Source organism: Candidatus Binatia bacterium, assembly GCA_023150935.1.
In the GTDB taxonomy this organism is placed as follows: Bacteria; Desulfobacterota; Binatia; order HRBIN30; family HRBIN30; genus JAKLJW01.
This window is the reverse complement of sequence record JAKLJW010000010.1, coordinates 32,501-58,500: the sequence shown is the minus strand read 5'-3', so window position 1 is coordinate 58,500 and position 26,000 is coordinate 32,501. Positions and strand designations below refer to the sequence as shown.

The window sequence follows — 26,000 nt, the reverse complement described above, 5'->3', positions numbered from 1 at the left end:
TGGGCAATACTAAGCGCCGGAAGCCGCAGCCTCGCCGGAGAATGCGGCCGGCAATCGTTGCAGTTACGGTTCTGCTCGCCGGGCTCGTCGCGGGACTGTTCATGGTTCTCCGGGACGATTTGCCGGATGCGCAAGACATCCTGACGAGCAGCCCGAGCGGCGCCGCTGGAAGGCTGACCGTCACCTACCCGTTGGACGGCACGTTGTTTCCTCCGGAGATTGTCGCTCCGACGTTCGTCTGGGACGATCGCTCGGCGGGCGTCGACCGCTGGTTTGTGGTGACGCAATTCGGGGACGGCGAGCCGCCGTTCATGTTCTCGGCTTCAGAACGACGATGGCGTCCGTCGGAACAGGACTGGGCACAAATCAAGCGGCGATCGTTGGAGAAAGATGCCACGGTTGTCGTGGCCGGAGTCGATAGTCGTGACCCGGCGAAGATTCTGTCGTCGGCCAGGGTGCGTATCCAGACGTCGACGGACGAGGTGGGCGACTCGATCTTCTATCGAGAGGTCCCGTTGCCGTTTCTGTCGGCGGTAAGGGATCCTTCGCGGATCAGGTGGCGATTCGGATCGATCGACTCAGAGGCCGCGCCGCCGATCGTTCTGCAAGACCTCCCGGTCTGCGGGAACTGCCATTCGTTCTCGGCCAACGGTCGCGTGCTTGGTCTCGACGTCGACTACGGCAACGACAAGGGCGCCTATGCCATCCTCCCCGTGGCCAAAGAGATGCGTCTAGATGACTCTAAGATCATCACCTGGGCAGACTACAAGCGGGACGACGGGGAGCTCACGTTCGGGCTGCTTTCTCAGGTATCGCCCAACGGACGCTATGTGGTCAGCACTCTAAAAGACCGCTCGGTATTCGTCGCCACGCCGGAGATCACCTTTTCGCAGCTCTTCTTTCCCATCAAGGGAGTTCTGGTGACGTACGACCGTGAGACGAAGAGCTTCCAGCCGCTGAGGGGTGCGGACGATCCGGAGTTCGTGCAGAGCAACCCGACCTGGAGTCCGGACGGCAAGCGTCTGATCTTTGCGAAAGCGAAGGTCTACCAGGCCGAGCGTATCAGTCAGATTCAAAGTATCCTGCTCAGCGAGAAGGAGGTCCCCGAGTTCGTCTCCGAGAAGCGGCCTTTCCGCTACGACCTCCACACGATTCCGTTCAACGATGGGCAGGGCGGAACGCCGGAACCTCTGCCCGGAGCATCCGGCAACGGTATGAGCAACTATTTCCCCAAGTACTCGCCGGACGGCAAATGGGTCGTGTTCTGCAAGGCGAGGAGCTACATGCTGCTGCAGCCCGATAGCGAGCTTTACATCATGCCGGCTCAGGGCGGGGAGCCGAGACGGTTGCGCGCCAACACGCCGCGGATGAATTCGTGGCACAGTTGGTCTTCCAACAGTCGCTGGCTCGTCTTCTCCTCGAAATGGAACACGCCGTACACGCAACTGTTCCTCACGCATATCGACGAGAACGGTGAGGACAGTCCGCCGGTGCTGCTCGAACGATTCACGGCGACCGACCGAGCGGCCAACATACCCGAGTTCGTCAGACTTGCGCCCGACGAGATTACCCATGTGCGCGAGGAGTTTCTGGATGCGTACTCGTTCCTGAGGGCGGGGGAGGCCAACGAGCGCACCGGAGATCACGCCGGCGCCGAGCGCGCCTTTCGCAGGGGCTTGAAAGTAGAACCCAGTAACCCCGACCTTCTGAACGCGCTCGGCTGGACGCTGTTCCAGCAGGCGCGGACGGCGGAGGCGATCGAGCAATTCGAGCAGGCCTTGCGCGCCAACCCGAAGCACGCCAAAGCGAACAACAACCTGGCGCTGGCGCTCATCGATCGAGGTGATCCCGCGCGCGCGGTGGAGGCGTATAGGGCCTCCCTGGCGGTGGAACCGAAGGCGGAGATCTACAGCGACCTTGGTTTCGTCTTGCAGCAGTTGGGCAGGAAAGACGAGGCGATCGACAGTTACCGGAAGGCAATCGACCTCGATCCGGAGTGTGGCCCCGCTCATTTCAATCTCGCGGTCGCCCTGCTTGGCGAAGATAAGTTCGAGGAGGCAGCGCTACATTACGAGAAAGCGATCGCGGCAAGTCCCAGTGCGGAGGCCCACAACGGCCTCGGCTTCGTCCTCGATAAGCTCGGCAAGAACGTGGAGGCGATCGCCCAGTTCCGTCGGGCTATCGAAGTCGACCCGGCCTACGTGCCGGCGTACAACAATCTTGGCGAGGTGTATGTGAAGGAGGGCAAGCTCGATGACGCGGTGTCGGCTTATCGCGACTCGCTCAAACAGCGCCCGAGCGCGGCAATTCGCACCGACCTCGCGACGGCACTGTGGAAGCAGGGCAAGACGCAGGACGCCATCCGTGAACTGCAAGATGCGCTCAAGGTCGATCCTGGCAATGCCCGGGCGCGCCACAAGCTGGAAGCCATGCGCGGCGCACAGATGGCGGCCGGAAAGGCGGGTGTCGAGTAGCGGGGAGTTGCCCGCCAGTCCTCCTCGCCCACCCTCCGCATCCTCCGCCGGCGCCACCTATTTCCGGGGTGCGACGCCAGTCCGTTGAGAGATGCTCACGGTGTCGACGAGCACTTTAATGCGGTACCCTTGGTGTTCGCCTCGCAGGCGACCACCGCGGTGGCGCAGTCGTCGCCAATGCGGATCGTCTGGCGCACCTTGATTGGAGCCGTCGTGTCGATGATCGCCGGTATGTACTTGCTGGCGAAGACGTACTTGATCTTGTTCTCGCGCAGCCCGAAAAGGGCCTTGACCAGGCCGAGGGCACCGGCGACATCTCCCTCCTTATCTTTGAACTTCCACTTCTCTTTGGTCGGTTGACCGCTTTGGACGAATGCCCCTGGCGGGTTCAGCGTTGCCGCGAAGAGGCTCGCCGTCTGGTTGAAGATAATAGTGACCACCTGGCTGTCCGGGTCGATACTTATCCCCGCCGGCAGGTTGAAGTCGCCCCTGGATGTGTGCTTGTCGAAGGGGCCCGGAACCTTGGTGGTATCGGTGAATCTTGCCTTTGCGTAAGCGGGAATCATGTGCGGTCCGAGCACGTCCTCGCAACCGAGGACCGGAATGCCCCCTGTGGTCAACTGGCAGGAGTTGTCGCAGAGGTCGTCCGCGACGGCGTTGCCGTCGTCGCAGGCTTCGGGAGATGTGGTTAGTCCGTTTCCGCAACACGTACCGGCGCCGCACTCAGCATCAGTAGCGCACACGGCACCGGGGGTAGGGCCGCCGATGCACTCGCCCTGTACCTGGCAGGTCGACGAGCACGGACTGGTGGGGCCGTTGGCGGGGCCAAGATCGCAGGTTTCGGAGGGCGTGTCGATGACCGCGTCACCGCAGATGCAGGCCGCAGCACGGAACGGGCAATAGTCGCAGGCGTCGCCGAGACTGTCGCCGTCACTGTCCAGTTGGCTCGGATTGGCGTCGTTCGGGCAATTGTCAAGGCCATCCGGGACGCCATCGTCGTCACCGTCGGGATAGACCGCAAACGCGTGTACGGTCTCGGCGCTGAGTCCGCCCGTGGAACCGTCGAAAAACAGATCGACGGCGCCGACCGGTGAGGCCCCAAAGGTGCCGACGTATCGCAGGATATCGCGCGAGGGCTGATTCGGGGGCAGGCCGATGCCGGAACTTGGCGCACGGAAGAGCAGGGTATCAGGTTCTATCAGGTCGAAGGCCCAGTTGTCGGAGGTGAAGCTCCCAGAGCCGCCGCCGTTGATTGCGCTGGCATCGAGGAAGAGGGAATAGTTGCAGGCCGTAATGGACCCGCCGGACGACCAGGCTGTCGGCGTGCACTTGAGGATATCTTCATCGCTGAAAGTGATCCCGCCGAGGGTTGCCGTCGACGGCAGGGATAACAGGACGTCGCAGGTGGGCGGGTTCTGGTTTTCGCAGGTGCCGTCGGTCACGACGTCCATACCGGTCCAAACGCGGCTGTCGCTCGATCCCTTTACGGCGTCGCCGTCCAGGTAGAGGCGCCATTCTCCACTCGCGTAGGGTAGCGTGGTCGGATCGTCGGGTACGAACAGCGCGAGGTCCTTCGACTTGATGGCCGAGAGATCGGGTATAGAGCCGTCTATGTTTACCCGCATCACGATGCCGCCGTTCGGGAGGATGTCGACCGCTTTGACGGCCGAGTTCAAACCGGCGGAGCTGCCGTCGAAGAGAAGACTCCAGTCGCAGATGGTGTTGTTTTCGCCAAGACTGACCGGGTCGCAGAGCAGCAGGTCTTCGTTGAGTACCGGAACGCCGCCGATTGTGCCGCTACCCGAGATGGCGATCACCATCTTAGGTTCGCCGGCGAACGAGAGGCTCGGTTGGGCGAGCGGGGTGACGGCCATGGCAAGGCCAACCGCCGGTGAGAAGGCGCGAACGCAAGCAGCCAGTTTCATCGTATTCCTCCCCTGCGGACGATCGCTGCACGTCCGTAAAACGACTAATCTCGGTGCTGATGTTCTCGCTGCACCCAATGCGCAGGTTACTTGATAAAGCATATAGCGCATCGTGGTTGCGATGTACACCAGAGGTTGTTCCGGCCCCGCGCGCGGTTTCCGGTGCCAATCGGGGTACGTTGAACCCCTCGACCGGTTTCCGGTTTCGAGTCCCGGGAGGTGCGGCAAGTCATTGTCGAGCGACGGAGCCCGCAGCGTCCGACTCGGGGCCGAGGTATTCAGACGAGTCCTTGCCGGGAGAAATCCGGTGGCCGACTTGGTGTTTTCTTGCTGACTCTGGCCGGCGTGTTTGCTACAGCCGGTGGCAGTCGACTATGCCGGGGACGGCCGGTCACGTGTCTTTGGGGGTGGCCGAGGCCCAGCCATCGCCGCCAGTGAGGATTCAGTCGAACTCGGGAAGTGAGGAGTTCAGTATGACCAAACGAAGGAGTGTGCGTGGGTGGTGGCCCCGCCTGTTGTGCGTCGCGGTGGCGGTAGGGGCGGTGGGTTGTCGATCCGACGGCATCAGATCGGTTCCGATGCCGCGCAAGATCGTCGACCTTTCGCCGGTGATCACCGAGGATCTGATCGTTCGACAGATCGGGTATCGTGCTGCGGATTTCCTCGGCGTGCCGCCGCGTATTCCCTTCGAGCCTGTGACTCCATCGAAGGAGGAGTATGCCTTCGGGCTGACCTACTTCCGGCTGGTGAGTAATCTCGGGGCGCACCTGGACCCGTCCGGGCGGCTGGTCAAGGGTGGGGAGCGGAGCGACCAGGTCCCGTTGGATCGTCTGTACGGCCCGGCCCGGCTGGTCGATCTACGTTGGAAGGATCGTCACAGTCCGCTGCAGATCACCGATCTGGAGAGCTACACCATCCAGAGCAACGAAATCGTGTTGCTGTTCGTGGGCTATGCGCATCCTGAGGACGAGGAGTGGCCGGCGTACCCGCCGCTGTCGTTGCAGGCAGCCAAGTGGTTAGCTCAAAAGCGCATTCGGGCACTGGCGACCGATATGCCAAGTATTGGTAGTTTCAGCCGATACGCCGATCTGATGGATAAGGATCGGCCGCCCGAGGAGGTATGGGCTGAGCGGCTGGCGTTCGCGCAGGCCGGAATCCCCGTGGTCCAAGGCCTGACAAATCTCGGTAGCCTGCTGGGAGAAAAGAATCTGGTCTTTGTGGGGTTTCCCCTTGCCATCGCCGACCGCGGGGGGGCCCCCATGCGGGCCGCCGCTCTGATCTTTTGAGCGGGGCGTGGAATAGCCGTTTCCGGTCCGGCCACGCCCCGTTACGACGCTGCGGCTTGCGGTTGCGGCGACTGACACGAGGGGCATCAACTCGCGCGCGCCATCAGGGGTTCGGGAGCGATAGTTACGGCGTCTGCCGCCGCAGCGGATGCCGGGTGAACCTGGGCTTCGAGCTCGCGCAGGGCGCGTCGGGCAAGGCGGCTGGGCTCGATGTGGCCGTTCTCCCAGCGGTTAACGGTCGATACGGTGACCCCGAGCGCGTGAGCGAATTCCTCCTGCGTCATATTGAGCTGGTGCCGGAGGAGGCTGATGTTCGATCCGTCTTTTGCGTTGGACATCTGTTTCTGAGCTCCTGTACCTCTCGATTCGAGCCGTGGTTCCCTGGCTTTCTGAGCCGTAGGCCCTGCTTTAGACTGAAGCAGGGGGTGTGCCACGCCGATGACCGGTTTTCTCGATGGTGCTGTCGAGGTCCGTGCGGGACCGGGCGGCGTCAGTACAGTGACGCTTCGGGGGAAAATGTGGCTGAGGGGGGGTTGATATCGTTAGCCCGGTTTGTCAGAAGAGAGACGCGACCGAGCCGAGTCCCTGGAGAAATCGGGGAGCGGAGGAACCACGTTACTGGGGTGAATCCCGGGCTTGAGCCCGGGAGGGGCAACTCTTTGAGCTCTAACCCGTCAGCTAACTTCGCAGGCTTTCAAGGAGAGGAGTCGCCACGAGCGGATCGTCGCGGAAGCGGCGTGGGGCCCGTGGGACGCCAGTGGGTAGCGGTGGTGGTGTGGAGTACCTCTCCAGTTGTGGGTCGCATGACACCGATTGGAGGGGTCTATGGCCACTACCACGACGACTCGTTTACTCACCTTTTTCACGCTCATTCTCAGCCTGACCGTTGGGGCGGTTGCGACCTCGCATGCGCTGGACTTTGGCAGTTGGCCGGTCGCGCGGGGGTGGCAGCAGGTAACGCATGCGTCTTGGTACGGTCGAGAGTTTGCCGGCCGGCGCACGGCGATGGGTCGACGCTTCAACCCGAACGAGCTGACGGCCGCGCATCGGTCGCTCGAGCTCGGTACCTGGGTGCGCGTGACCGACTTGTCGAGCGGGCGGTCAGTAGTCGTACAGATCACGGACCGTGGGCCATACAAGTATCGGCGCGGGATCGATCTGTCGTATGAGGCGGCGCGACGTTTGGGAATGGTAAGCCGCGGGGTTGCTCGCGTGCTCATAGAGCTGGCGTCAGCGCCGGCGCAGCAGCGGGATGCGGCGGTACGCCGGAACGGGCGAGCTACTCGTGCCGAGGCGTTGGCGGCCCATGGAAAAGTGGTCGGCACGGATGCGGTCTCGTCCAGCGGAGCGTGGTTGGCCGCGCCCCGCCTCGAGTGGCGCCCGCCGACGGCGGCGGAGGGCTGATCCGATCGTCGCTTTTGGGGTGGCCGGTCCTCACTTGGCGCTTGCCGAGATCCGGGCTATCGGGGCCCCGGGATAGCGTCGGATGGAGGTGGGACGGCAAGGGGGTGGCGCCCCTTTCTTATGCCGTAATTCGGCCGTTCAACTTTCCGCGCTTCTCTCGCCTTTGTCCCGGACTCGGGTCGAGGTCGCACGGGTTACGGTCCTAACGCGCCGTTCCAGTTGGCCGATGCGTCGGGACAGGCTGTGGATTTCCTGGCGTGAGGGCAAGTCCAGGCGTTTGAGTAAAGGGGATATGCGCTTTGCCGCTTCCTTCTCGAGGGTCGAGAGGAACCGCTCGGCGCGCGATTCGACATCCTTGGACGCGCGTTGAGCGCGGCGTTCGAGGTCCGATCGTAGCCTCTGGGCCTGGGAGAAGAGCCGATCGAGAGCGCGCCGTTGATCCCTGGAGATCAGGCTGGTTGCCTGTTTGCGCGTGCGGCCAAGCAGGCTGCGGGCCTCGCGCTGCAAGTCCTTCATGCTCTGCTGCAGTCGACCGATGACTTCGTTGGCAGGTTCGACGTTTCGCGATCGCGCACTTTTAGCCATTGACATCTCTCCCTTGCCTGAGGTGGCGGACTTCTACTACCGGGTCCCGCCGCTTGGCAAGGGGGTCCGGCCGCCAGGACGGCGGCTTGACGGGTCCGATCTGCGGGCGGCATAAGACGGCGTACCGTCGGGACTGCGTGCGAGGCGAATGGGCAAAGTGGGAGTGTGGGCCTGGTTTATTGGCCTGATGCTGTGGGGCTCAGGGGCCGCCGGCGGGTTGGTGGCGATAGCCCGTGGCGATCTCGACTGCGACGGCGAGGTTGGTCTGACCGATGCGGAGATCGTGGTTGGAGCCGTCTTTGGCATCGCACCGGCTTCACCAACCTGCGCGGGTGTCGACGTCAACGCCGATGGCGGCGTGTCGGCGGCGGACCTTGCGGCGCTCGTGGCTCAGATCGTGGCGGCACCGACGCCGTCTCCGACGCCGACGGTGACACCGGCGTTGGGTCCGATAGTAACCTTCTTGGGGATGGCGGCTGCGGACGGAACGCCGATCGATCCTGTGCAGGTCGGGGCAGACGGTACCCCTGTGTATCAACGATCCATTGGGGCCGGGTTCTATGTCGTCGTCGAAGCGGACCGTGGGGCCACCGGGTCACCGGTCGGTCTGAAGGTGTTCGACTCGCGCCCCGGAGACACCGGAGCCCGTCCCGACCTGCAGGTGGAGGTGTCGCGTCCTCTGGGGGCGGGAGATCGGCGTGTGTGCGCTGGTGGTGGCGTGCCGGGATTCGATCCCGAGGATTTTTCGGAGCGCAAGGAGGTTACCGACGCCTTGAACGACCTCGGTTGCGGGTTTGCCGTGAACACGAACTCGGTCAGGGCGTGCACCGTCAACCGTCATGGTTCGCCGGCTTTCATGTCGGACGCGCGACCCGAGGTGCAATTCTGCCTGCTCATCGACGGCGACAACGAGTTTGCGACGGGCGATACCCGAATCGTTGTTCAGGTTCGCGATGCCGGTGGAGAGATCGGGCCGCGGCGGGCTATGGTGCTGCGCGTGGGCAAGCAGACAGTCCCAACTTCTACCGTTTCACCGTCCCCTACGTGGACGCCACCGAGAATACCCACGACAACGCCCAGCCCTACGGCTTCCCGTCTCTTGACGCCCACGGCAACCGGACAACCGGGTCGTTCGCCAACGGCTACAGCCTCGGTGCCGGCGGTGGCTACGGCGAGCCCTAGCGCGAGCGCGCCGGCAGCGACGCCAACGCGGACCGGGACCCCAGTGGGGCCGGGATCCCCGACGCCCAGCCTGACTGTGACGGCGTCCCCGACGGCATCGCGAGTTGCATCCGCGGGGACGACGCCGACGTCAACGACGCGCGCTACCGCCACGCAGTCTGGTGTGGCGACGCCATCGGTCACGCCGACGCCGAGCAGCTCCCGCGTGCCCGCTGCCACGAGTACGCCTTCTCCGAGCGTAACTGCGGTTGCTCCGACACAGACGGGTCTACCATCCGCGACTGCCAGTCGTACCCTGAGCCCTTCGCGTACGGCGACGCGGACCGCAACCGTTACGTACACACGCACGGCAACATCGACTCCGCGTCCGTTCCTTTCCGTGACCGCCTCGCCCACGCGGACGCCGACTCGTACCCGCGTCCCGAGCCGGACCGCCACGGAAAGTCCGACCCCGACGGCAACTCGAACGCCTTCGTCGACGCGGACCGCGACGGCGACGCCGCTGCCGTCCGGTACGCCGACGGCGACACGCACCGCCACCGAAACGCCGACGGTGACGCCGTCTCGGACGCCGTCCTCGACGCGAACGCCGACCGCGACACCGACGCCCAGCCGGACGGCAACGTCAACGCTGACGCGCACGATCACTGCCACGCCGACGGTGACCGGCACTCCGACCCATACGGTTCCTCCAGAGCCGTTCATTACGTTCTTCGGGGTGGCGCGCGCGGACGGAACGGTTGTCGAGACACCGACCGCGATGTTGCGGCCCGGTGTGCCGATCTACGAGCGGCCGCGCTTCGGCTTCTTTCTGGTGGTGGAAGGGCAGCCGGGTGCCACAGGCGCCCGCATGGGCACTTCTGCGTATGAATGGGACCCGGATGACCCGAGTGAGCTTCCGGACGTGCAGGTGATCGTGTCCCGACCACTTGGGAATGGAAGCGCGGCGGTGTGCGACGACTTGCCGGATAATCGTGGCGGAGTTCCGGCCACCGTCGAGTTCACGCTGGATCAGGCGATGGCGGACGCGGTCAACGACCTCGGATGTCGCTTTAAGGACGGCAAGGGAGAGCCCGGTGGCCGGGGAGCTTCGGACGCCTGTACGCGACTGCGCAACGGGATCGATGCGTTCTGGGGAGAAGGCACGACGGTGCAGTTCTGTAGCCTAATCGACCGTCCGTTCGAGTTCCCCTCGGGGGATACGCTGGTGAGGGCCCGTTTACGTGACGAGGCAGGGCATGTCAGCCACGAGTCCGCGCTGGTCGTGCGCACCCGTTAGCCGTATTCAGCCCTGTCGTCTCACGACACCGTCCACGTTTCTCCGCGGTGCAGCAATTCCGTCGGATCGCCGGGCCCGAGTCGTTGCGTTGCGGCAAGCATCTGGTCGGTGACGGCATCTTCGTACGTGGGACGCTCTGCGGCTCGAAAGACCCCTATGGGTACCGGAAACGCCGGGGGCGCCAGGGTGCTCAGCATGAAGGCGAGCGCGCGATTTTTCTCGTCGTGAACGATCAGGTCGGCTTCGTCGACCCCGTTACCGAGCGTGACAACTTCCAGGTTGTGCCCGCGTAAGCGGATGCCGCGATTGCCTTCCTTGCCGAACACCAGCGGCTTGCCGTGTTCGAGGACGAGCTGGTGGTCCGCCTTGCGATCTTTCTCCGTCAGATCGGCCCACGCCCCGTCGTTGAAGATGTTGCAGTTCTGCAGGATTTCCACGAAGGCTGTGCCGCGATGTTCGTGTGCCCGGCGGAGCACGTCTTGCAAGTGCCTGGCTTCCACGTCGATCGTTCGCGCGACGAAAGTTCCGTCGGACCCGAGCGCGACGGTCATCGGGTTGAACGGGTTGTCTACCGAGCCGACGGGTGTGGACTTCGTCACCTTGCCCTGCTCGGAGGTGGGCGAGTACTGTCCTTTGGTCAGTCCGTAGATGCGGTTGTTGAACAATAGGATGTTGACGTCCAGGTTGCGGCGCAGGATGTGGATCAAGTGGTTGCCGCCGATGGACAGACCATCGCCGTCCCCGGTGACTATCCAGACGGAGAGCTCGGGCCGGGTGATCTTGAGTCCGCTGGCGAGGGCGGGAGCGCGTCCGTGGATGCTGTGGAACCCGTAGGTGTTCATGTAGTACGGGAAGCGGCTCGAGCAGCCGATGCCGGAGATGAACACCACGTTCTCGCGCGGGACACCCAGTTCCGGCATCACCTTCTGTACTTGGGCGAGGATAGCGTAGTCGCCGCATCCCGGGCACCAGCGCACGTTCTGGTCGGAGATGAAATCCTTGCGGGATAGTTTCGGGTTTGTGGCAGATGACATGGGTGTCAGTCCTCGAGCATGCGCGCGATGCGCGCGCTGATTTCGGATACCTTGAGGGGGAGGCCCTGAATCTTGTTGAGGCCAACGGCGTCGACGAGATACTCGGCCCGCAGGAGCTTGACGAGCTGGCCGAGGTTCATTTCCGGAACCAGGATTTTCTTGAAGCGGCGGATGATGTCGCCGAGGTCCGGCGGAAGCGGATTGACGTATCGCAGATGGACGTGGGCGACCTTGCGGCCTTCGCTGTGGGCCTGCCTGACTGCGGCGGCGATCGACCCGTAGGTGCTGCCCCAGCCGACGATCAGGAGATCGCCGTGGTCTGGGCCATGGACTTGCGTGGGTGGGATCTCGGCGGCAATGCCGGCGACCTTGCGAGCCCGCACACGAACCATCTGCTCGTGGTTAACGGGCGCGTAGCTGACGTTACCGGTCAGGTACTCCTTCTCGATTCCACCGATGCGGTGTTCGAGACCGGGGGTTCCGGGTACGACCCAGGGGCGCGACAAGGTTTCCGGGTCGCGGAGATAGGGGAAGAAGCCTTCGGGATCGGTGCGGAATCGTGCCGGTATCGCTGGTAGATCATCGATCTCCGGCAGCAGCCAGGGCTCGGCGCCGTTAGCCAGGTAGCCGTCGGTAAGCAGGATCACCGGTGTCATGTACTTCACGGCGATACGAACGGCCTCGAACGCGGTGGCGAAGCAGTCGGCAGGCGTCGCTGCCGCTAGCACCGGCACGGGTGAGTCGCTGTTCCGTCCGTATATGGCCATCAGGAGGTCGGCTTGTTCGGTCTTGGTTGGCAAGCCGGTGCTGGGCCCGCCACGCTGCACGTTGGCGATAACCAGCGGCAATTCGACGCTGACTGCCAGGTTGATGGTCTCCGCCTTCAGGCACATGCCGGGACCGCTGGTCGTCGTAACCGCCACGGCGCCCCCGAAGGCCGCGCCGAGGGCGCTGCCGACGCCGGCGATCTCGTCCTCGGCCTGGAACGTGTACACGCGGAAGTTCTTGAAGGCGGCCAGTTCGTGCAGGATCTCGCTCGCCGGCGTGATCGGGTAGCTGCCGAGGAACAGCGGCAGACCGGCGCGATGTGCCGCCAGCACGAAACCCAGCGCCGAGGCGGTGTTGCCGGTGATGTTGCGGTACGTGCCCGGGGCGATTCGCGCCGGCCGCACCTCGTAAGAGCTCGTGAACATCTCGGTCGTTTCGCCGAAGTTGTAACCCGAGCGCAGTACTTTGAGGTTGGCGTTGGCGAGATCGGCGCTCTTGGCAAAGCGCTGTTCGATCCACTTTTCGGTGGGTTCGAGGGGACGGTGAAAGAGCCAAGACACGAGGCCGAGGGCGAAGAAGTTCTTACAACGACTCACGGTTCTGGCAGGCAGGAGGGCATCCTTTAAGGTTGCCTGGGTGAGCCTGGCGATATCGACCTGGAACACTCGAAAGCGGTCGAGAGAGCCATCGGTGAGGGGGTTGCCAGTGTACTCGGCCTTCTTGAGGTTCTGTTCGCTAAACGCCTCCGTGTCGACGATCAGGATGCCGTTAGGACGCAGGTCCGCAATATTGACCTTGAGGGCCGCGGGATTCATCGCCACCAGCACGTCGAGTTCGTCGCCGGGCGTGAAGACCTCCTGGCTCGAGATATGGACCTGGAATCCGGAGACTCCACCCAAGGTGCCCGCCGGAGCGCGAATCTCTGCGGGGAAATCCGGCAACGTGCTGAGGTCGTTGCCCGCGACGGCGGATTCGGTGGTGAACTGCATGCCGGCGACCTGCATGCCGTCGCCGGAATCGCCCGCAAAGCGGATTACCACGGACTCGCGTTCTTCAATGATCTTCGATGCTTGAGCAGCCTTTGCGGTGCTCTGTGGTGCGCCCATTGGCAGAACCCCTCCTCCGAACTGGCCCTTGACGGATGCTTCGGTACGGGGCGGTAGGTCGCCGTACCTCGGTCACGGCCGCTTGGCCCGGTAACAAGTGCCTATAACGGCGCGCGACAGCCATTTCAAACGGGTACGCGGGCGCTCAGGCGGCGGCCTCGACGGCGGTGACCTCGTAGCGGTCTTCGCTCATGTCGGGGCTGACTTTGACGGCTATCTTTTTGTCGAGCCTGGTTTCCAGCATCTGGAGGGACTGCTCCTCGTTGCGCCGGAGGAAGTCTGCGACCGCGGGGTGCACGTGAACCGTAATCTGGGCAACGGATGCGTTGAGGGCGCCTTCGCGCTGAATTCTGCGCAATACCTCGTAGGCGATCGTCGCCGTGGCCTTCACGTGACCGCGCCCCTCGCAGGTCGCACACGGGGCGCACAAGACCTGCACCAGGCTTTCCCGAGCTCGCTTGCGGGTCATCTCGATCAGCCCCAACTCGGATAGGGGCAAGAGCTTCGATCGCGCCTTGTCGCGTTTCAGTGCTTCCTGCAAAGCCTCGACAACGAGGTTCTGACTTGCGGCCTCCTCCATGTCGATGAAGTCGATGACGATGAGGCCGCCGATGTTCCGCAGCCGAACCTGTTCGACGATGACACGGACCGCTTCGAGATTCGTCTTTAGGATCGTCTCTTCCTGGTTTTGTTTGCCGACGTACCTGCCGGTATTCACGTCGACGACCGTCAACGCTTCGGTGTGGTCGATGACGATATAGCCCCCGGACTTGAGCCAAACCTTGCGTTCGAGGGCGCGGTTGATCTGGGTCTCGATGCCGTAACGGTCGAAAATAGGTTCGGCGACATCGTCGTATTCGATCCGGTTCTTCAGGCGAGGCATGACGGTGTCCACGAACTCCAGGATGCGTTGGTGCTCGTGCTCGCTGTCGACGACCAGTCGCTGGGTGTCCGTCGTGAAGAGATCGCGAACGGTGCGCAAGACGAGGTCCATGTCCGCGTGCAGGACGGTCGGGGCGCCGGCACGTTCGCTACGGGATGAGATGCGGTTCCACAGCTTTTGCAGGAACTTTATATCCCCCTGAATCTCGCGTCGCGATAAGCCTTCGCAGGCGGTGCGGATGATGAATCCGCCCTCTGGCGGCCGTTCGCCGAGCACCAGATCCTTGAGCCGCGCCCGTTCGGTTTCGTCTTCGATGCGACGGGAAACCCCGATGTGCGCCGACGACGGGGTATAGACGAGGTAGCGCCCCGGGAGGGAGATCAGCGACGTGACGCGGGCGCCCTTGGTTCCGAGTGGCGGCTTGGCGACCTGAACGAGTATTTCCTGCCCTTTCCTGAGGCGGTCTTCGATCGGCACACGGCGCTGCGCAGTGCGCGTATCGTGCGCATTCTCATCGGTCAGGACGTCGATTGGAGTGCCGCCATCGTCGGCGATGAACTCGTCCCCGATGTCGATTAACAGGTCAGAGCCGTGCAGGAAGGCAGCCTTCTCGAGGCCGATGTCGACGAAGGCGGCCTGCATGCCCGGTAGCACGCGCGTGACGATGCCCTTGTAGATGTTGCCAGCGATGCCACGGTCGTGGGAGCGTTCAATGAAGATCTCCACGAGGCGCTGCTTTTCGAGCAGGGCCACCCTGGTTTCGAAGGGTGCTGCGTTGATGACGATCTCGCGCGCCATCTGGATCAGCCTCCGCTGGCGGATACCGGGGCGGACTCCACGCGGTCGTGGAATACGGTAGCGATTTTCCGCACCGGCAGCGCGCGGGCTGTGGTGCTGTCGATGCCCAGCACAGCCGCAAGCAAGTCGCTCGGCTTGAGGGTGCCGTCGGCCCCGAAGGCGACGGTCATGTCGAGCGCTCGGTCGGTCAGAGCCAGGTGCGACACGAACTTGCGTGCATCGACGCGTCGCGGACCGTTGCGGCCGTGCTTTTCGATCGGGAAGGCGTCCTGTGCCCAAAAAGCGGCGACCCGCGCTTGCACCCGCGCGCGGGCATCGCTCATCGCCCCGAAGCGGACATCGACCGAGTACTGAAAGGCGACGATCTGCGAGGTCACGCTCGGGGTGGACAGGGGGATGGATGTGGCGCCGCGGATCTCGATCCCGTCGGGCATCTCGTTGCCGAGAGCGTTCGCGACGTCGTTCGCCGGTAGGTTGTCGGTTAGATCGATGTCGATCAGTTCGCAGGCGCTCTCTACGCCGAGCGGGAGAGCCGGCCCGAACGCGAAGCGCGGCAGCGGGTGGAATCCCTGGGAGAAGGCGACTGGAACGCGCGCACGTCGGGCGGCACGGTAGAAGAGATTCGTCAGCTCCAGAGCGCCGATATAGCGGGCGCTGCGTAGCTTGGCGTACTGGAGCCTGATGCGGGCGATCGCCGGCGCGGTGCCGCCCCGGACGGGCGGCCGTATCGATTCACCATCGGCGGACAGCCATGCCTCGGCGGTGCCCAGGCCACGGGTTGGGCCGGGGGCTGATTGCCGCCGGGACGACGGGGCATCCGCGTGTGCGGCTATGTGACGCTCCGACAGGCTGGTGGCGAGCGCGGCCGGCTCTTTGGTGTGAAGCTTCTGCCACCTGCGCGGTTCCCACCCCCCCTCGTCGGTGGTTCCCACCACGTCGCCGGCCCAGTGCGCTATGGCTTGGCCGCGGTGCTCTGCGGCCTTAGCGCCGGTGAGGTGGTAATCGATGTTACGAACGGTCGTGAAGTCGCAAGCCCCGCAGTATGTGCAACGGGACACGCTGCAATCCGGCGTAAGTGTACGTTCGAACGCGCCAGCCAATTCGCGTTGGAGGAAGTCCTTCGTTACGCCGCAGCTCAGATGATCCCACGGGAGCACTTCGTCCAACAAGCGGCGTCTCAGGTGAGCGCTCGGTTCGGTGCCGGTGTCTCGGAGTGCGGCCTCCCACAGGTCCGCGCGGCTGTGGTCCGACCACCCGTCGAAGCGACAACCTTGCCGATAAGCCGCGAGCAGGATGTTGCCGGTGCGGCGATCTCCGCGCGAGAAGATCCCCTCGATCCACGACAGACGCGCATCGTGCCAACGGAAGCGCAGATTGCGCTTGCGTAGTTCCCGGCGCAGCAATTCCTGGCGGGCCTCGATTTCGCGAACCGAGATCTGGGGTGCCCACTGAAACGGCGTGTGGGCCTTGGGGACGAAGTTGGAAACGCTGGCAGTTACCTCGGTGCGGAAGTTGCCAGCCGAAGCCACCTTGTGCGTCAACTCCACGATGCCGAGGAGATCGTCTTCGGTCTCGCTCGGCAGGCCCAGCATGAAATATAACTTCAGGGCGCGCCAACCGAGAGCGGAGATCTGCGCGGAGGCCTCGATCAACTCGGCCTCGTCGTATGCCTTCTGGATCACGTCGCGCAGGCGCTGGGTGCCGACTTCCGGGGCGAGCGTGAAACCCGTCTTGCGAACCCGCTTGATCTGCTCGAGCAGCGGAGGCGCCAGGGCATCGACGCGCGTCGAGGGTAGGGAGACGGCTATGCGCTGCGCTGCCAGCCGGTTCATAAGTTCGGTCAACAGCGGATTGACACAACTGTAATCTCCGGTGCTCAGGCTCAGCAGCGACACCTCATCCTGCCCGGTCTGACGGACGGCACTCTCGGCCTGCGTCAGTACACGTCGCGGGTCACGTTCGCGCAACGGTCGGTAGATGTATCCAGCCTGGCAGAAGCGACATCCCTTGACGCAACCGCGCATGACTTCGAGACTCGGTCGGTCGTGGACAATCGGTACCGTCGGGACGATGAAGCTCTGCTGGAGCGGGATGGTATTGAGATCGGCGACGACGCGCTTTTCCACCCGGTCGTAGCCGGGGCGAAGCGGCTCGATGGATACCAGTTGTCCCTTGCTGCCGTAGCGCGGTGAGAAGAAGGCCGGGATGTAGACGCCGCGCACGCGGGCCAGTTCAGCGAGCAGATCGGGGCGGTTGGCGCCGTCCCAGGCTGCCACCCGATCGCAGATATCGTGAATGACTTCCTCGCCGTCCCCGAGGACCACTGCGTCCAGAAAGTCGGCGAGCGGTTCGGGGTTGAAGGCGCAGGGGCCACCGGCGATCACCAAGGGGTCCTCGGGGCCCCTGTCGGCGCTGTGCAGCGGGATGCCGCCCAGATCGAGCATGGCGAGCACGTTGGTGTAGGTGAGCTCGTACTGGAGTGTGAAGCCGAGCACGTCAAGATCGCGCAACGGCGTTGCGGTCTCCAATGTGACCAAAGGAAGCTTCGCGGCTCGCAGCTCGGCTTCCAGGTCGAACCATGGCGCGTAGACCCGTTCGGCGTAGGTGTCGGGTCGCCGGTTCAACAAGTCGTAAAGAATCTGCAGACCCGGATGGGATTGGGCGATCTCGTAGACGTCGGGGAAGGCGAGGCCGAAGCGGACGGTAACTGAGGCGGTGTCCTTACGGATCATGCCGCGTTCGTTGCCCAGGTAGCGGCCGGGACGCTCCACACGGGCAAGTATCGCTTCGTACGCGGCGCGCATGACAGTTATCTTTCAGCGGACAAATCTGGCGAATCATAGGGCGGTGATGGTGGCAGGGCAAGGAACCGCGACGGATTTCAGGCTTCGAGCCTTGGGCTGTACCTCGAGGTGCTTGACTTCCCATGCGGGAAGCAGTACCAGCTTGCAAGTTTTATCTGGTTTGACGTCGTTCCAAAATGTCTGCCGGCGTTACCGTTCTCAATACGAAGGTTCTGGTGTTGAATCGGGCGTTCCTGCCCATTCAAATCACCTCTGTTCGCCGTGCGTTTTCTCTTTTGTATCAGGGAATTGCGCGTGCGGTTAATGAGGAGTACCGGACTTTCGATTTCGAAAGCTGGGCGGATGTCTCTGCGTCGGTGCATGACGATACCATCGGTCTGGTGAATCGGGTGATCCGGGTCCCGCGAGTCATCTTGCTGCTGGCATTCGACCGGGTGCCGCGCCGTCAGGTGCGCTTCAGTCGCTTCAATATCTATTTGCGTGACCGCAACACCTGCCAATATTGCGGCCGCAAGTTCGCTCGGACGGAACTGAATCTGGATCACGTCCTGCCGCGCTCGCAAGGGGGTCTGTCGCTTTGGGAGAACGTGGTTTGTTCTTGTCACGAATGCAACCGGCGCAAGGGTGGGCGGACGCCGGAGCAGGCGGGCATGCGGTTGTTGCGGGAAGCGGCACGGCCGGACTGGACCCCGTTCATGCTCCAGACCTTCAGTCTGCGGCGGTATCGGGAGTGGGCGCCGTTTCTTTCCGCGGTGGACGTTTCGTACTGGAACGTGGAGCTGGAGCCATAAGGGATCTGCGGCCACCTTACGAGGAGACGACTCTCCTTGACCCAACGAGGCGGCGGGTGTGAAATAGCGGCGACGAAGAGGGGTGGTGGTGGGGTTATGCGGCTCAAGCAATTAGAGCTCGGCGGTTTCAAGTCATTCGCACATCGAACGGTACTCGACTTCCCCGCCGGAATCGCGGCGGTGGTGGGGCCGAACGGTTGCGGCAAGTCGAACATCGTAGACGCCATTCGGTGGGTCTTGGGCGAGCAGAGCCCGAAGCACCTGCGGGGCGATTCGATGGAAGACGTCATCTTCAAGGGAAACGACCGTGTTGCGCCGCTGGGGATGGCCCACGTGTCCCTCACGTTCCTGAACGAGGGACCGCCGCGGGTGAGTGATCCGGAGGGTCTGGGCGTGTCGACGGTTCCGGCGCACCTCCGCGACCTCCCGGAGATCACGATCTCACGGCGCTACCTGCGCTCCGGCGAATCGGAGTATTTCATCAACAAGACACCGTGTCGGCTGAAGGACATCACGGAGTTGTTTCTCGGGACCGGGGTCGGTACCAAGGCGTACTCGATAATCGAACAGGGCCGGGTCGAACAACTCGTCAACGCCAAGCCGGAGGACCGCCGGTTGTTCATAGAGGAAGCCGCCGGCACCACCCTCTACCGGAGCCGTAAGCTGGCCGCGGAGCGTAAGATGGAGCGCACCCGCGAGAACCTTCTTCGGGTAAGCGACGTCTTGCGTGAGGTCGACCGGCAAATCCAGTACCTCAACCGCATGGCGCGCCGTGCTGAGCAGTACCGCTCGCTCCAGGAAGAGCTGCGGCACCTGGAGTTGCAGCTCGGCAGTGTCAGGTGGCGCCGATTGATGGCGGCGATCGCGGCGGTCGAGGCCGAGCTCCGGGAGAGCCGCGATGCCGAACACGGTGCGCAGGAGCGGCTGGTGGCATGCGAGACGCAGAGGGAGGCGGAGGCGCTTGCGTATACCACGGCCGAGCATGGTCTGGCGGCGCGGCGGGAAGCCGCAGCGGTGGTCGATGCCGAACGACAGGCTTTGGGCGAACGCAATGTGCTCTTGCGCAAGGAGTGCGAGGAGCGGGAGCGGAGGCGCACGGCCCTCGATGCGGAGCGAGGTCTGGCGGTCGAGCAACGTTCACGCGCCGAGCACTCGTACGAAGACCAGGAGCAGGCACAGGCGGCGAGTGCGGCGGCTTTGGCGGCCGACGAACAGCGACTGGCTGCCCGTGAGGCGGAGCTGGAAGAGGGGCGGTTCCGGCTGGCGCTCGCGAGCGCGGAAGTCGAGGATCTCAAGGCTTCGCTGGTCGGACTTGCGGCGCGCGAAGCGGAAGGACGCAACGTCGTTGCCACGCAGACGCGGCGACGCGAGGAGGCGGATCGCCGGGCCGAAAGGGCGCGCAGCGAGCAGGAGGAGTCGAGCGGCCGCCTCGCCGCGTTAGACGCGGAGGATGCGCGTCAGCGTGCCGTGGTGGCGGACCTGCGGGATCGACTCCATCGTGCGGAAGGCGAGCGCGAGCAGCGGGCCGAGCGGGTTCGTACGCTGGCTGGCGAAGGTCGCGACTGGGCCCGAAAGGCCCAGGCGTCCCGCGACGTGCTGGTGCAGGCGCGTTCGCGGTGGCAGTCGCTGCGGGACCTGCAAAGCAATTACGAGGGGTACCAGCGTGGCGTCCGGTCGGTGTTGCTCGACGAGCAGCGCGCCGAGGGCGTGCTGGGCGTCGTCGGCGAAGTCATCGGCGTGGCCGCGGAGCACGAGCGGGCTTTGGCGGCCGCGCTCGGCGACCGACTGCAGTACGTTATCGTCGAGCAGGCAGATGTAGGGCTGGGTGCCGTGTCGCGCCTGCGTTCGCAGGACTCGGGGCGGGGTAGTTTCATTCCGCTGACCCCGAGACGGGTGCCGGTCAATGGCAACGGTGCGGCACGTATGAATGGCACCACGCGACCGTTGCTCGACCTTGTCGACGTCGAAGAACCCTATCGGCTGGTCGCCGAGACGCTGCTCGGCGACGTGGTGCTGGTGCCAGACCTCGATGCCGGCCTGTCGTTGTGGCGGCAAAACGGCATTCACGTCACCATGGTCACACCGTCCGGCGAGGTCATCGATGCCACGGGAGTGATTACCGGAGGTAGCGAAAGGCCGTTGGAGGAAGCGATTCTGGCGCGTCGCCGCGTGCTCGCCGAGCTCGAAGCCGAAGCGGCGGCCGCCGAGGCGGAGTTGGCCGAGGCTGAGCGAGAGATGCGGTGCCTCGACGCGGAAATCAGCCGGGAGGAAGCGGCGCTCAAGGTTCTCAGCGCGGATGCCCACGCCCTGACGGTCGAGCTGGTGGCAGGGGAGAAGGCTCTCGAACGACTCGAGGCCGAACGCCCGCGCTGGATCGACCGCCTCGAGGTTGCGCGGTTCGAGGCGGCCGCGGCGGCGTCGGAAGCGGCGGATAGCGCGTTATTGCTGACCGAGGCCTGCCGACAGGCCGAAGCCTTGGCGACCGAGCGTGCCGAAGTCGAGGGGCGCCTGAGGGAGTGCCAGGGGCGGACGTCAGAAGGCGCGGCGCGGGTGGATGCGCTGAATCGGGAGGTGTTGGCCTTGCGGGTAGGGGTGGCGCAAGGTCGTGAGCGCATCGAGTCGGCCCGCGCTGCGATCGACGCGTTGGGGACGCGGATTGGGGAGCTCCGGGACCGCGAGGCGACGCTGGGGCGTGAGATCGAAAGGACCGATCAGGAGCGCGCCACTCTGGACGCTGCCGCTGCCGAGGCCGCGGCCGGCGCGTTGAGGTTGGCGGAAGAGCGGGCGGCGATCGAGGCGGAGGTGAACGCGGCGCGCGCGGCGGTCGAGGCCGCAGCCGGTGCACTGGCGGCGCAGGAACAGCGTGCGCGCGCACTGCGAGATGAGATCGGATCGTTTCGGGCGCGGGCTGGGCAGCTCGAGATCGCCGCAGCGGAGGATCGGTTGCGCGCCGAACATCTCAGCCGTACGATCGAGGAGCGATACGCGGTCGTGTTGGCGGACGAGCCTGCGGTGGAGCTCGACGTCGCCGAGGACGAAGCCCAGGCACGGCTTGATGGGTTGCGGGAAAAGCTTGGGCGCTTCGGTGAAGTCAATGTCGCGGCGATTGCCGAGGTGCAGGATCTGGAAGAGCGCGCCCGCTTTCTGCGCACGCAGAAGGATGATCTCGAACGGTCTCTGGGCGACCTCGATCGCACCATTCAGCGTCTCAACCGGGCTTCCAAGGCGAGGTTTGCCGAAACGTTTGCGGCCGTTAACGAACGCTTCCAGGCGCTTGTGCCGCGCCTGTTCCGCGGCGGTGAGGCGCGGTTGGTGCTGACGGACGATCGCGATATTCTTGCTTCTGGGGTCGATATCGTCGTGCGTCCGCCGGGCAAGCGGGTGGAGTCGATCGCGTCGTTGTCGGGCGGCGAGAAGGCGCTGGTGGCGGTCGGCTTGATCTTCTCGCTGTTTCTGATCAACCCGACACCGTTCTGCTTTCTCGACGAGGTGGACGCGCCTTTGGACGACGCCAACATCGGCCGCTTCACCGAACTCGTCGAGGAGGTGAGCCAGCATTCCCAGTTTATCGTGATCACGCACAACAAGCGGACGATGCAGGCTGCCGGCGTTCTGTACGGGGTTACAATGGAGGAGCCGGGTCTGTCGAAGATCATTTCGGTGTCGATGCGGTAAGTGCGGTTGAGGTCCCGCCACCGCGGGGGGGGGCGGATGTGGAGTGCGGACCAGCGGTAGCGCGCGATTGGCTGGCAGAATATGGAGCGGGTGTACAGCCCCGAGGTTCTCGCGCTTATCGGGGCGGCGGTTGCCGTCGGGATCTGTCTGACGGCGGTGGGGGTGTGGTGGTACCTGCGTGCTCGCCCGGCTGAGACGAAGACGGCGGCGGCGTCCGGCGTTGCGCACACGGCCGCTCCCGCCGTGTGGAGTCGAGTCCGTGAAGGCCTTGGTGCCGCGGGGCTGGCGGGGCGACTGCGCGCTGCCTGGGGGAGCGCCAAAGACATCGAGCAGCGCTTTTCGGACGTTGAGGAGATCCTTCTCGGTGCGGACGTTGGGGCGAGGGCAACTGCCGAGTTGCTGGCCAGGCTGAGGCCGCACGCCCGTGACCTCGGCGATCCCGAGGCATTGCGCGCGGCGCTGCGCGCCGAGTTGACGGGTATACTTGCGGAGGCCAAGGCGACCGGGGGCGAGGAGAGGAGCCCGCAGGTGATCCTGGTGGCGGGGGTCAACGGTGTCGGCAAGACGACGACGATAGCGAAGCTGGCGCATCGTTACCGGCGGCACGGTAAGAAGGTGTTGTTGGTGGCGGCCGACACGTTTCGTGCGGCTGCGGCGGAGCAGTTGGCGCACTGGGCTGAAAGGGTGGGCGCCGACTGTGTTCGCCATCAGGCCGGGTCGGATCCGGCGGCGGTGGTACACGATGGGCTGTCGGCGGCTCTAGCGCGGAGTGCCGACGTGGTCATCGTCGATACCGCCGGACGACTACACGTGAAGAAGCAGTTGATCGAAGAGCTCAAGAAAATTGTTCGGGTTATCGGCAGGCAGATAGATGGCGCACCGCACGAGGTGCTTCTCGTGTTGGATGCCACAACCGGTCAGAACGCGATCGCGCAAGCTCGGGTCTTCGAGGAAGCATTGCAGGTGACGGGCATAGTGCTGACGAAGTTGGACGGAACGGCGAAAGGCGGGTCGGTCGTGGCCATCCGATCCGAGCTGGGAATACCGATTCGGTTCGTGGGCCTCGGGGAGAAGCTTGACGATCTGGCGCCGTTTGACGCGGTCGAATTCGTCGAGGCCATGCTGGCCCCGGCGCCGCCCACCGGGGCGAACTCTGCTGTTGCGAATTCTGCTTGACACCCCGGGTGATCGCACGTAACGTCTCGCAATTCCTAGGCATCTACGCCTATGTCGCTGGATAGTTTGAAGGTCCTTGAGGCTAGGATCGGCCAGTTTGTCGACCAACATCGGCGCGCGAAGGACGAACAGGCCGCCCTTGCCGAGCGTGTCCGCGAGCAGGAGCGCCAACTCGCGGAGGTAGCGGCGCAATTGAAGCGATACGAACTGGAGCGGGCAGAGATCAAGGCGCGTCTCGAAAGAATTCTGAGTCGACTGGATGGTTTAGATTTGGCCTAACCAATGAAGACCGCTATCGACGTCGAGATAATGGGGCAGCGCCTCAGCGTCACGAGCGACGACGGCGAGGTGCACCTCCGGCGGGTCGTCGATTACCTGAACGATCGCATGCGGGAGTTGACGGCGGGAGGGAGTGGTGGTTCCGGTACTGGCACGGCAATCCTCGCGGCGTTGAATATAGCCAGCGAATATTGGAAACTAAGGGAGGAACAAGAGGAAGTTTCTCGGGCCTTAGACCGGCTGTCTCGGCGCATCGTCGACCAACTCGGCGGTTGAGACTGCCGGTATGGAAAGGAGAGAGCATCGCGACTTGGCGAAGCCATCGAGGTGCGGTCCGGAATGACGGCGTTTCCGCGGATGCGGAGTGCGGCCAAATAGGGGCGTTGGACGTGTCAGGAAGCCGCAAGTCGGCCGTGACCCACAAGAGCGGATGTGAGGGTGGGATGCGGGCGTTGGACTAGGTTTCGGTCATCGACATTAGGTGCGTTACCAGTCGAAAGAGGAGATGCGCGGGGATAGATGTGGTTGGCACGATCGGCCGTCCAGTGTGCGCGTGGTCGGTACGAAGGAGGCCGCGAGCCTCTTAGGATGAAATCCGTACCTAGCGAACGGCGTGGGTAGCGGTTAAATGCCCCGTCTCCTCAGATCCCCTCCGGAGTAGCTTCGCCCGGTCGCTTTGACCGGACATGAGTGACAAGAAGGCAGCGATCCGACGGGTCCTTCGGGCGCAACGTGCCCGCTTGTCCGAGGATCAGATCGGGGGTGCCGCGCTCGCAGTTGCCAGCCGCGTGCTGGCATTTGGCGCTTACAGGGAGGCGCGGGCGGTGGCTGCCTACGTCGCAACGGATGGCGAAATCCCGGTCGACCGTGTTGTCGCCGACGTGGCGGCCTCCGGGCGGATGATCTTGCTTCCTCACCAGGGGTGCTCGGGGTTCGTTAGGTGGGAGCAAGGGGAGCCCTTGTTTGCGGGGCACGGTGGGATTTTGGAGCCGAGCGCCAGCCGCGCCACGGTGCCGTCGCCACCGGCAATAGTTCTGGTTCCGCTTGTAGCCTGGGATAGCACGGGTTGCCGTCTGGGGCGCGGCGGTGGTTTCTACGATAGGGTATTGGCGGGGCTGCACCAGGACGTTGCCGTTGTAGGGATAGGGTATGAGTTCCAGGAGTACCGCAGAATCCCGTGTGATCCGTGGGATGTTCCTGTCCACTACGTGATCACGGAACGTCGTGTCGTGACGTGTGCCACGACAAGGGTCACTCGTTCGACGGGCCGGATACAGAAAGGAGGGTTATCCCGACATGGGTGAGATGATGTTCACCGTATTGGCGGTTCTGGTCCTTGCCTCAGGGCTGGCGCTGCTGTTCGAGATGTTTCGCCGTCAGCAGGTCCGTCACCGTACGGCGGGTGCCGTGGAGACCGCTCAGCGGACGGTTGCGGAGTCAAGGACCGAGGCGGAGAGCATTCGGCGCGAGGCGGAGATAAAGGCGAAGGAGATGCTGGTCCAGGCCCGTGCCGACGCAGAGAAGGAGTCGCGCGAGCGGCGGCGGGAACTGAGCCAGATGGAGCGCCGTCTGGTGCAACGTGAGGAGAGCCTCGAGAAGCGAGGTGAGCAGGTTGAGAAAAGGGAGGCCGACAGCGGGAGGCGTGAGCAGACCCTGCGCGATCAGGAGCAGGCGTTGGCGCAGCAGCGGGACGAGGCTGGCAGGCTGCTGGAGGAAACGCGCAAACAACTGGAGCGGGTCGCAGGGCTGACCAGGGAGGAGGCGAAGCGGGCGCTTGTGGAGCAGATGGTCGATGAGTCGCGGCATGAGGCGGCGAAGCGAATCCGTTTGGTGGAGGAGGAGGCGCGATCGGAGGCCGACCGCCGGGCGAAAAAGATCGTGACCGTGGCGATCGAACGCCTAGCAGGGGAATTCGTGGCCGAGCGGACCGTGTCGGTGGTGCATTTGCCCAGCGACGACATGAAGGGGCGGATTATTGGTAGAGAGGGGCGAAACATCCGGGCGATTGAGGCGGCAACAGGGGTAGACCTGATTATCGACGACACGCCCGAGGCGGTCATCGTGTCCTGTCACAACCCGATTCGGCGGGAGATTGCGCGGCTTGCGTTGGAGCGTTTGTTGAGTGACGGGCGGATTCATCCGGGCCGGATCGAAGAGGTCGTCCGCAAGGCTGAGCAGGAAGTGGAGGAGAGCGTTCGCGAGGCCGGCCAGCGGGCGGTGTTCGAGGTTGGCATCCATGGGGTGCATCCCGAGATCGTCAAGTTGCTCGGTATGTTGAAGTACCGGTATAGCTACGCCCAGAACGTCCTGGCGCATTCCGTTGAGGCGGCTTTCATCTGCGGAATGATGGCCGCGGAATTGGGACTGAACGAGAAGCAGGCGCGCCGGGCTGCGTTGTTGCACGACATCGGCAAGGCGTTGACTCACGAAGTCGAGGGCTCGCACGCGATAATCGGCGCGGATTTCGCGCGTAAGTACGGCGAATCCGCCAAGATCGTAAATGCCATCGCAGCGCACCACGAGGAAGTGAAGGCTGAGACCATCCTTGCAC

At 64.0% G+C, this 26,000-nt stretch carries 18 protein-coding genes (1 of these 18 cut by a window edge); 10 read left to right on the top strand and 8 right to left on the bottom strand.

Annotated elements, in window-relative coordinates; genetic code table 11:
• Window positions 1–41: 41 nt before the first annotated feature.
• Window positions 42–2,474 (top strand): tetratricopeptide repeat protein, encoded by a 2,433-nt coding sequence (locus L6Q96_08375; protein ID MCK6554579.1) that lies wholly within the window; start codon window positions 42–44, stop codon window positions 2,472–2,474.
• Between the two features lie 95 nt (window positions 2,475–2,569).
• On the opposite strand, the gene L6Q96_08370 is transcribed toward L6Q96_08375, so the two are convergent.
• Window positions 2,570–4,399 carry a thrombospondin type 3 repeat-containing protein gene (locus L6Q96_08370; protein MCK6554578.1) on the bottom strand — a complete coding sequence of 610 codons (1,830 nt, stop codon included), beginning with the start codon at window positions 4,397–4,399 and terminating at the stop codon, window positions 2,570–2,572.
• A gap of 578 nt (window positions 4,400–4,977) precedes the next feature.
• On the opposite strand from L6Q96_08370, the gene L6Q96_08365 reads away from it, so the two are divergent.
• Window positions 4,978–5,685 carry a cyclase family protein gene (locus L6Q96_08365; GenBank protein ID MCK6554577.1) on the top strand — a complete coding sequence of 236 codons (708 nt, stop codon included), beginning with the start codon at window positions 4,978–4,980 and terminating at the stop codon, window positions 5,683–5,685.
• A gap of 86 nt (window positions 5,686–5,771) precedes the next feature.
• Here L6Q96_08365 and L6Q96_08360 read toward each other — a convergent pair whose 3' ends face one another.
• Entirely contained in the window at window positions 5,772–6,023 is a 252-nt protein-coding gene (locus L6Q96_08360) for a helix-turn-helix transcriptional regulator (protein MCK6554576.1), read from the bottom strand.
• A gap of 487 nt (window positions 6,024–6,510) precedes the next feature.
• On the opposite strand from L6Q96_08360, the gene L6Q96_08355 reads away from it, so the two are divergent.
• On the top strand, window positions 6,511–7,089 hold the full coding sequence (locus tag L6Q96_08355; GenBank protein MCK6554575.1) for a septal ring lytic transglycosylase RlpA family protein: 579 nt from the start codon (window positions 6,511–6,513) through the stop codon (window positions 7,087–7,089).
• Between the two features lie 138 nt (window positions 7,090–7,227).
• Here L6Q96_08355 and L6Q96_08350 read toward each other — a convergent pair whose 3' ends face one another.
• Window positions 7,228–7,674: a phasin family protein gene (locus L6Q96_08350; protein ID MCK6554574.1), complete on the bottom strand. Its 447-nt coding sequence runs from the start codon at window positions 7,672–7,674 to the stop codon at window positions 7,228–7,230.
• 942 nt (window positions 7,675–8,616) lie between these two features.
• Window positions 8,617–9,561 (bottom strand): hypothetical protein, encoded by a 945-nt coding sequence (locus L6Q96_08345; protein ID MCK6554573.1) that lies wholly within the window; start codon window positions 9,559–9,561, stop codon window positions 8,617–8,619.
• 13 nt (window positions 9,562–9,574) lie between these two features.
• Between L6Q96_08345 and L6Q96_08340 the strand changes: the two genes are divergently transcribed.
• Complete coding sequence (locus L6Q96_08340; protein MCK6554572.1) at window positions 9,575–10,135, top strand: hypothetical protein; 561 nt, start codon at window positions 9,575–9,577, stop codon at window positions 10,133–10,135.
• Window positions 10,136–10,155: 20 nt separating this feature from the next.
• Here L6Q96_08340 and L6Q96_08335 read toward each other — a convergent pair whose 3' ends face one another.
• The 4 genes from L6Q96_08335 to L6Q96_08320 form a co-directional block, all read right to left on the bottom strand.
• On the bottom strand, window positions 10,156–11,169 hold the full coding sequence (locus tag L6Q96_08335; protein MCK6554571.1) for a 2-oxoacid:ferredoxin oxidoreductase subunit beta: 1,014 nt from the start codon (window positions 11,167–11,169) through the stop codon (window positions 10,156–10,158).
• A gap of 5 nt (window positions 11,170–11,174) precedes the next feature.
• Window positions 11,175–13,043: a 2-oxoacid:acceptor oxidoreductase subunit alpha gene (locus tag L6Q96_08330; protein ID MCK6554570.1), complete on the bottom strand. Its 1,869-nt coding sequence runs from the start codon at window positions 13,041–13,043 to the stop codon at window positions 11,175–11,177.
• Window positions 13,044–13,188: 145 nt separating this feature from the next.
• Window positions 13,189–14,724 carry an Rne/Rng family ribonuclease gene (locus L6Q96_08325; GenBank protein ID MCK6554569.1) on the bottom strand — a complete coding sequence of 512 codons (1,536 nt, stop codon included), beginning with the start codon at window positions 14,722–14,724 and terminating at the stop codon, window positions 13,189–13,191.
• A 5-nt stretch (window positions 14,725–14,729) separates the two neighbouring features.
• Window positions 14,730–17,528: a TIGR03960 family B12-binding radical SAM protein gene (locus L6Q96_08320; protein MCK6554568.1), complete on the bottom strand. Its 2,799-nt coding sequence runs from the start codon at window positions 17,526–17,528 to the stop codon at window positions 14,730–14,732.
• 176 nt (window positions 17,529–17,704) lie between these two features.
• On the opposite strand from L6Q96_08320, the gene L6Q96_08315 reads away from it, so the two are divergent.
• From L6Q96_08315 to rny, 6 genes are all read left to right on the top strand, one after another.
• Window positions 17,705–18,319 carry an HNH endonuclease gene (locus tag L6Q96_08315; GenBank protein ID MCK6554567.1) on the top strand — a complete coding sequence of 205 codons (615 nt, stop codon included), beginning with the start codon at window positions 17,705–17,707 and terminating at the stop codon, window positions 18,317–18,319.
• A gap of 96 nt (window positions 18,320–18,415) precedes the next feature.
• Window positions 18,416–21,994, top strand: coding sequence for a chromosome segregation protein SMC (gene smc, locus L6Q96_08310; GenBank protein MCK6554566.1), 3,579 nt, complete (start codon window positions 18,416–18,418; stop codon window positions 21,992–21,994).
• A 90-nt stretch (window positions 21,995–22,084) separates the two neighbouring features.
• Entirely contained in the window at window positions 22,085–23,170 is a 1,086-nt protein-coding gene (gene ftsY / locus L6Q96_08305; GenBank protein MCK6554565.1) for a signal recognition particle-docking protein FtsY, read from the top strand.
• 51 nt (window positions 23,171–23,221) lie between these two features.
• Complete coding sequence (zapB, locus tag L6Q96_08300; protein MCK6554564.1) at window positions 23,222–23,449, top strand: cell division protein ZapB; 228 nt, start codon at window positions 23,222–23,224, stop codon at window positions 23,447–23,449.
• A 3-nt stretch (window positions 23,450–23,452) separates the two neighbouring features.
• Window positions 23,453–23,725 carry a cell division protein ZapA gene (locus L6Q96_08295; protein ID MCK6554563.1) on the top strand — a complete coding sequence of 91 codons (273 nt, stop codon included), beginning with the start codon at window positions 23,453–23,455 and terminating at the stop codon, window positions 23,723–23,725.
• Between the two features lie 1,020 nt (window positions 23,726–24,745).
• A protein-coding gene (rny, locus tag L6Q96_08290) for a ribonuclease Y (GenBank protein MCK6554562.1) crosses the window boundary here: on the top strand, window positions 24,746–26,000 show its 5' portion. 311 nt of this gene lie beyond the right edge of the window; the window shows 1,255 of its 1,566 coding nt (coding positions 1–1,255); it begins with the start codon at window positions 24,746–24,748; the stop codon falls past the right edge of the window.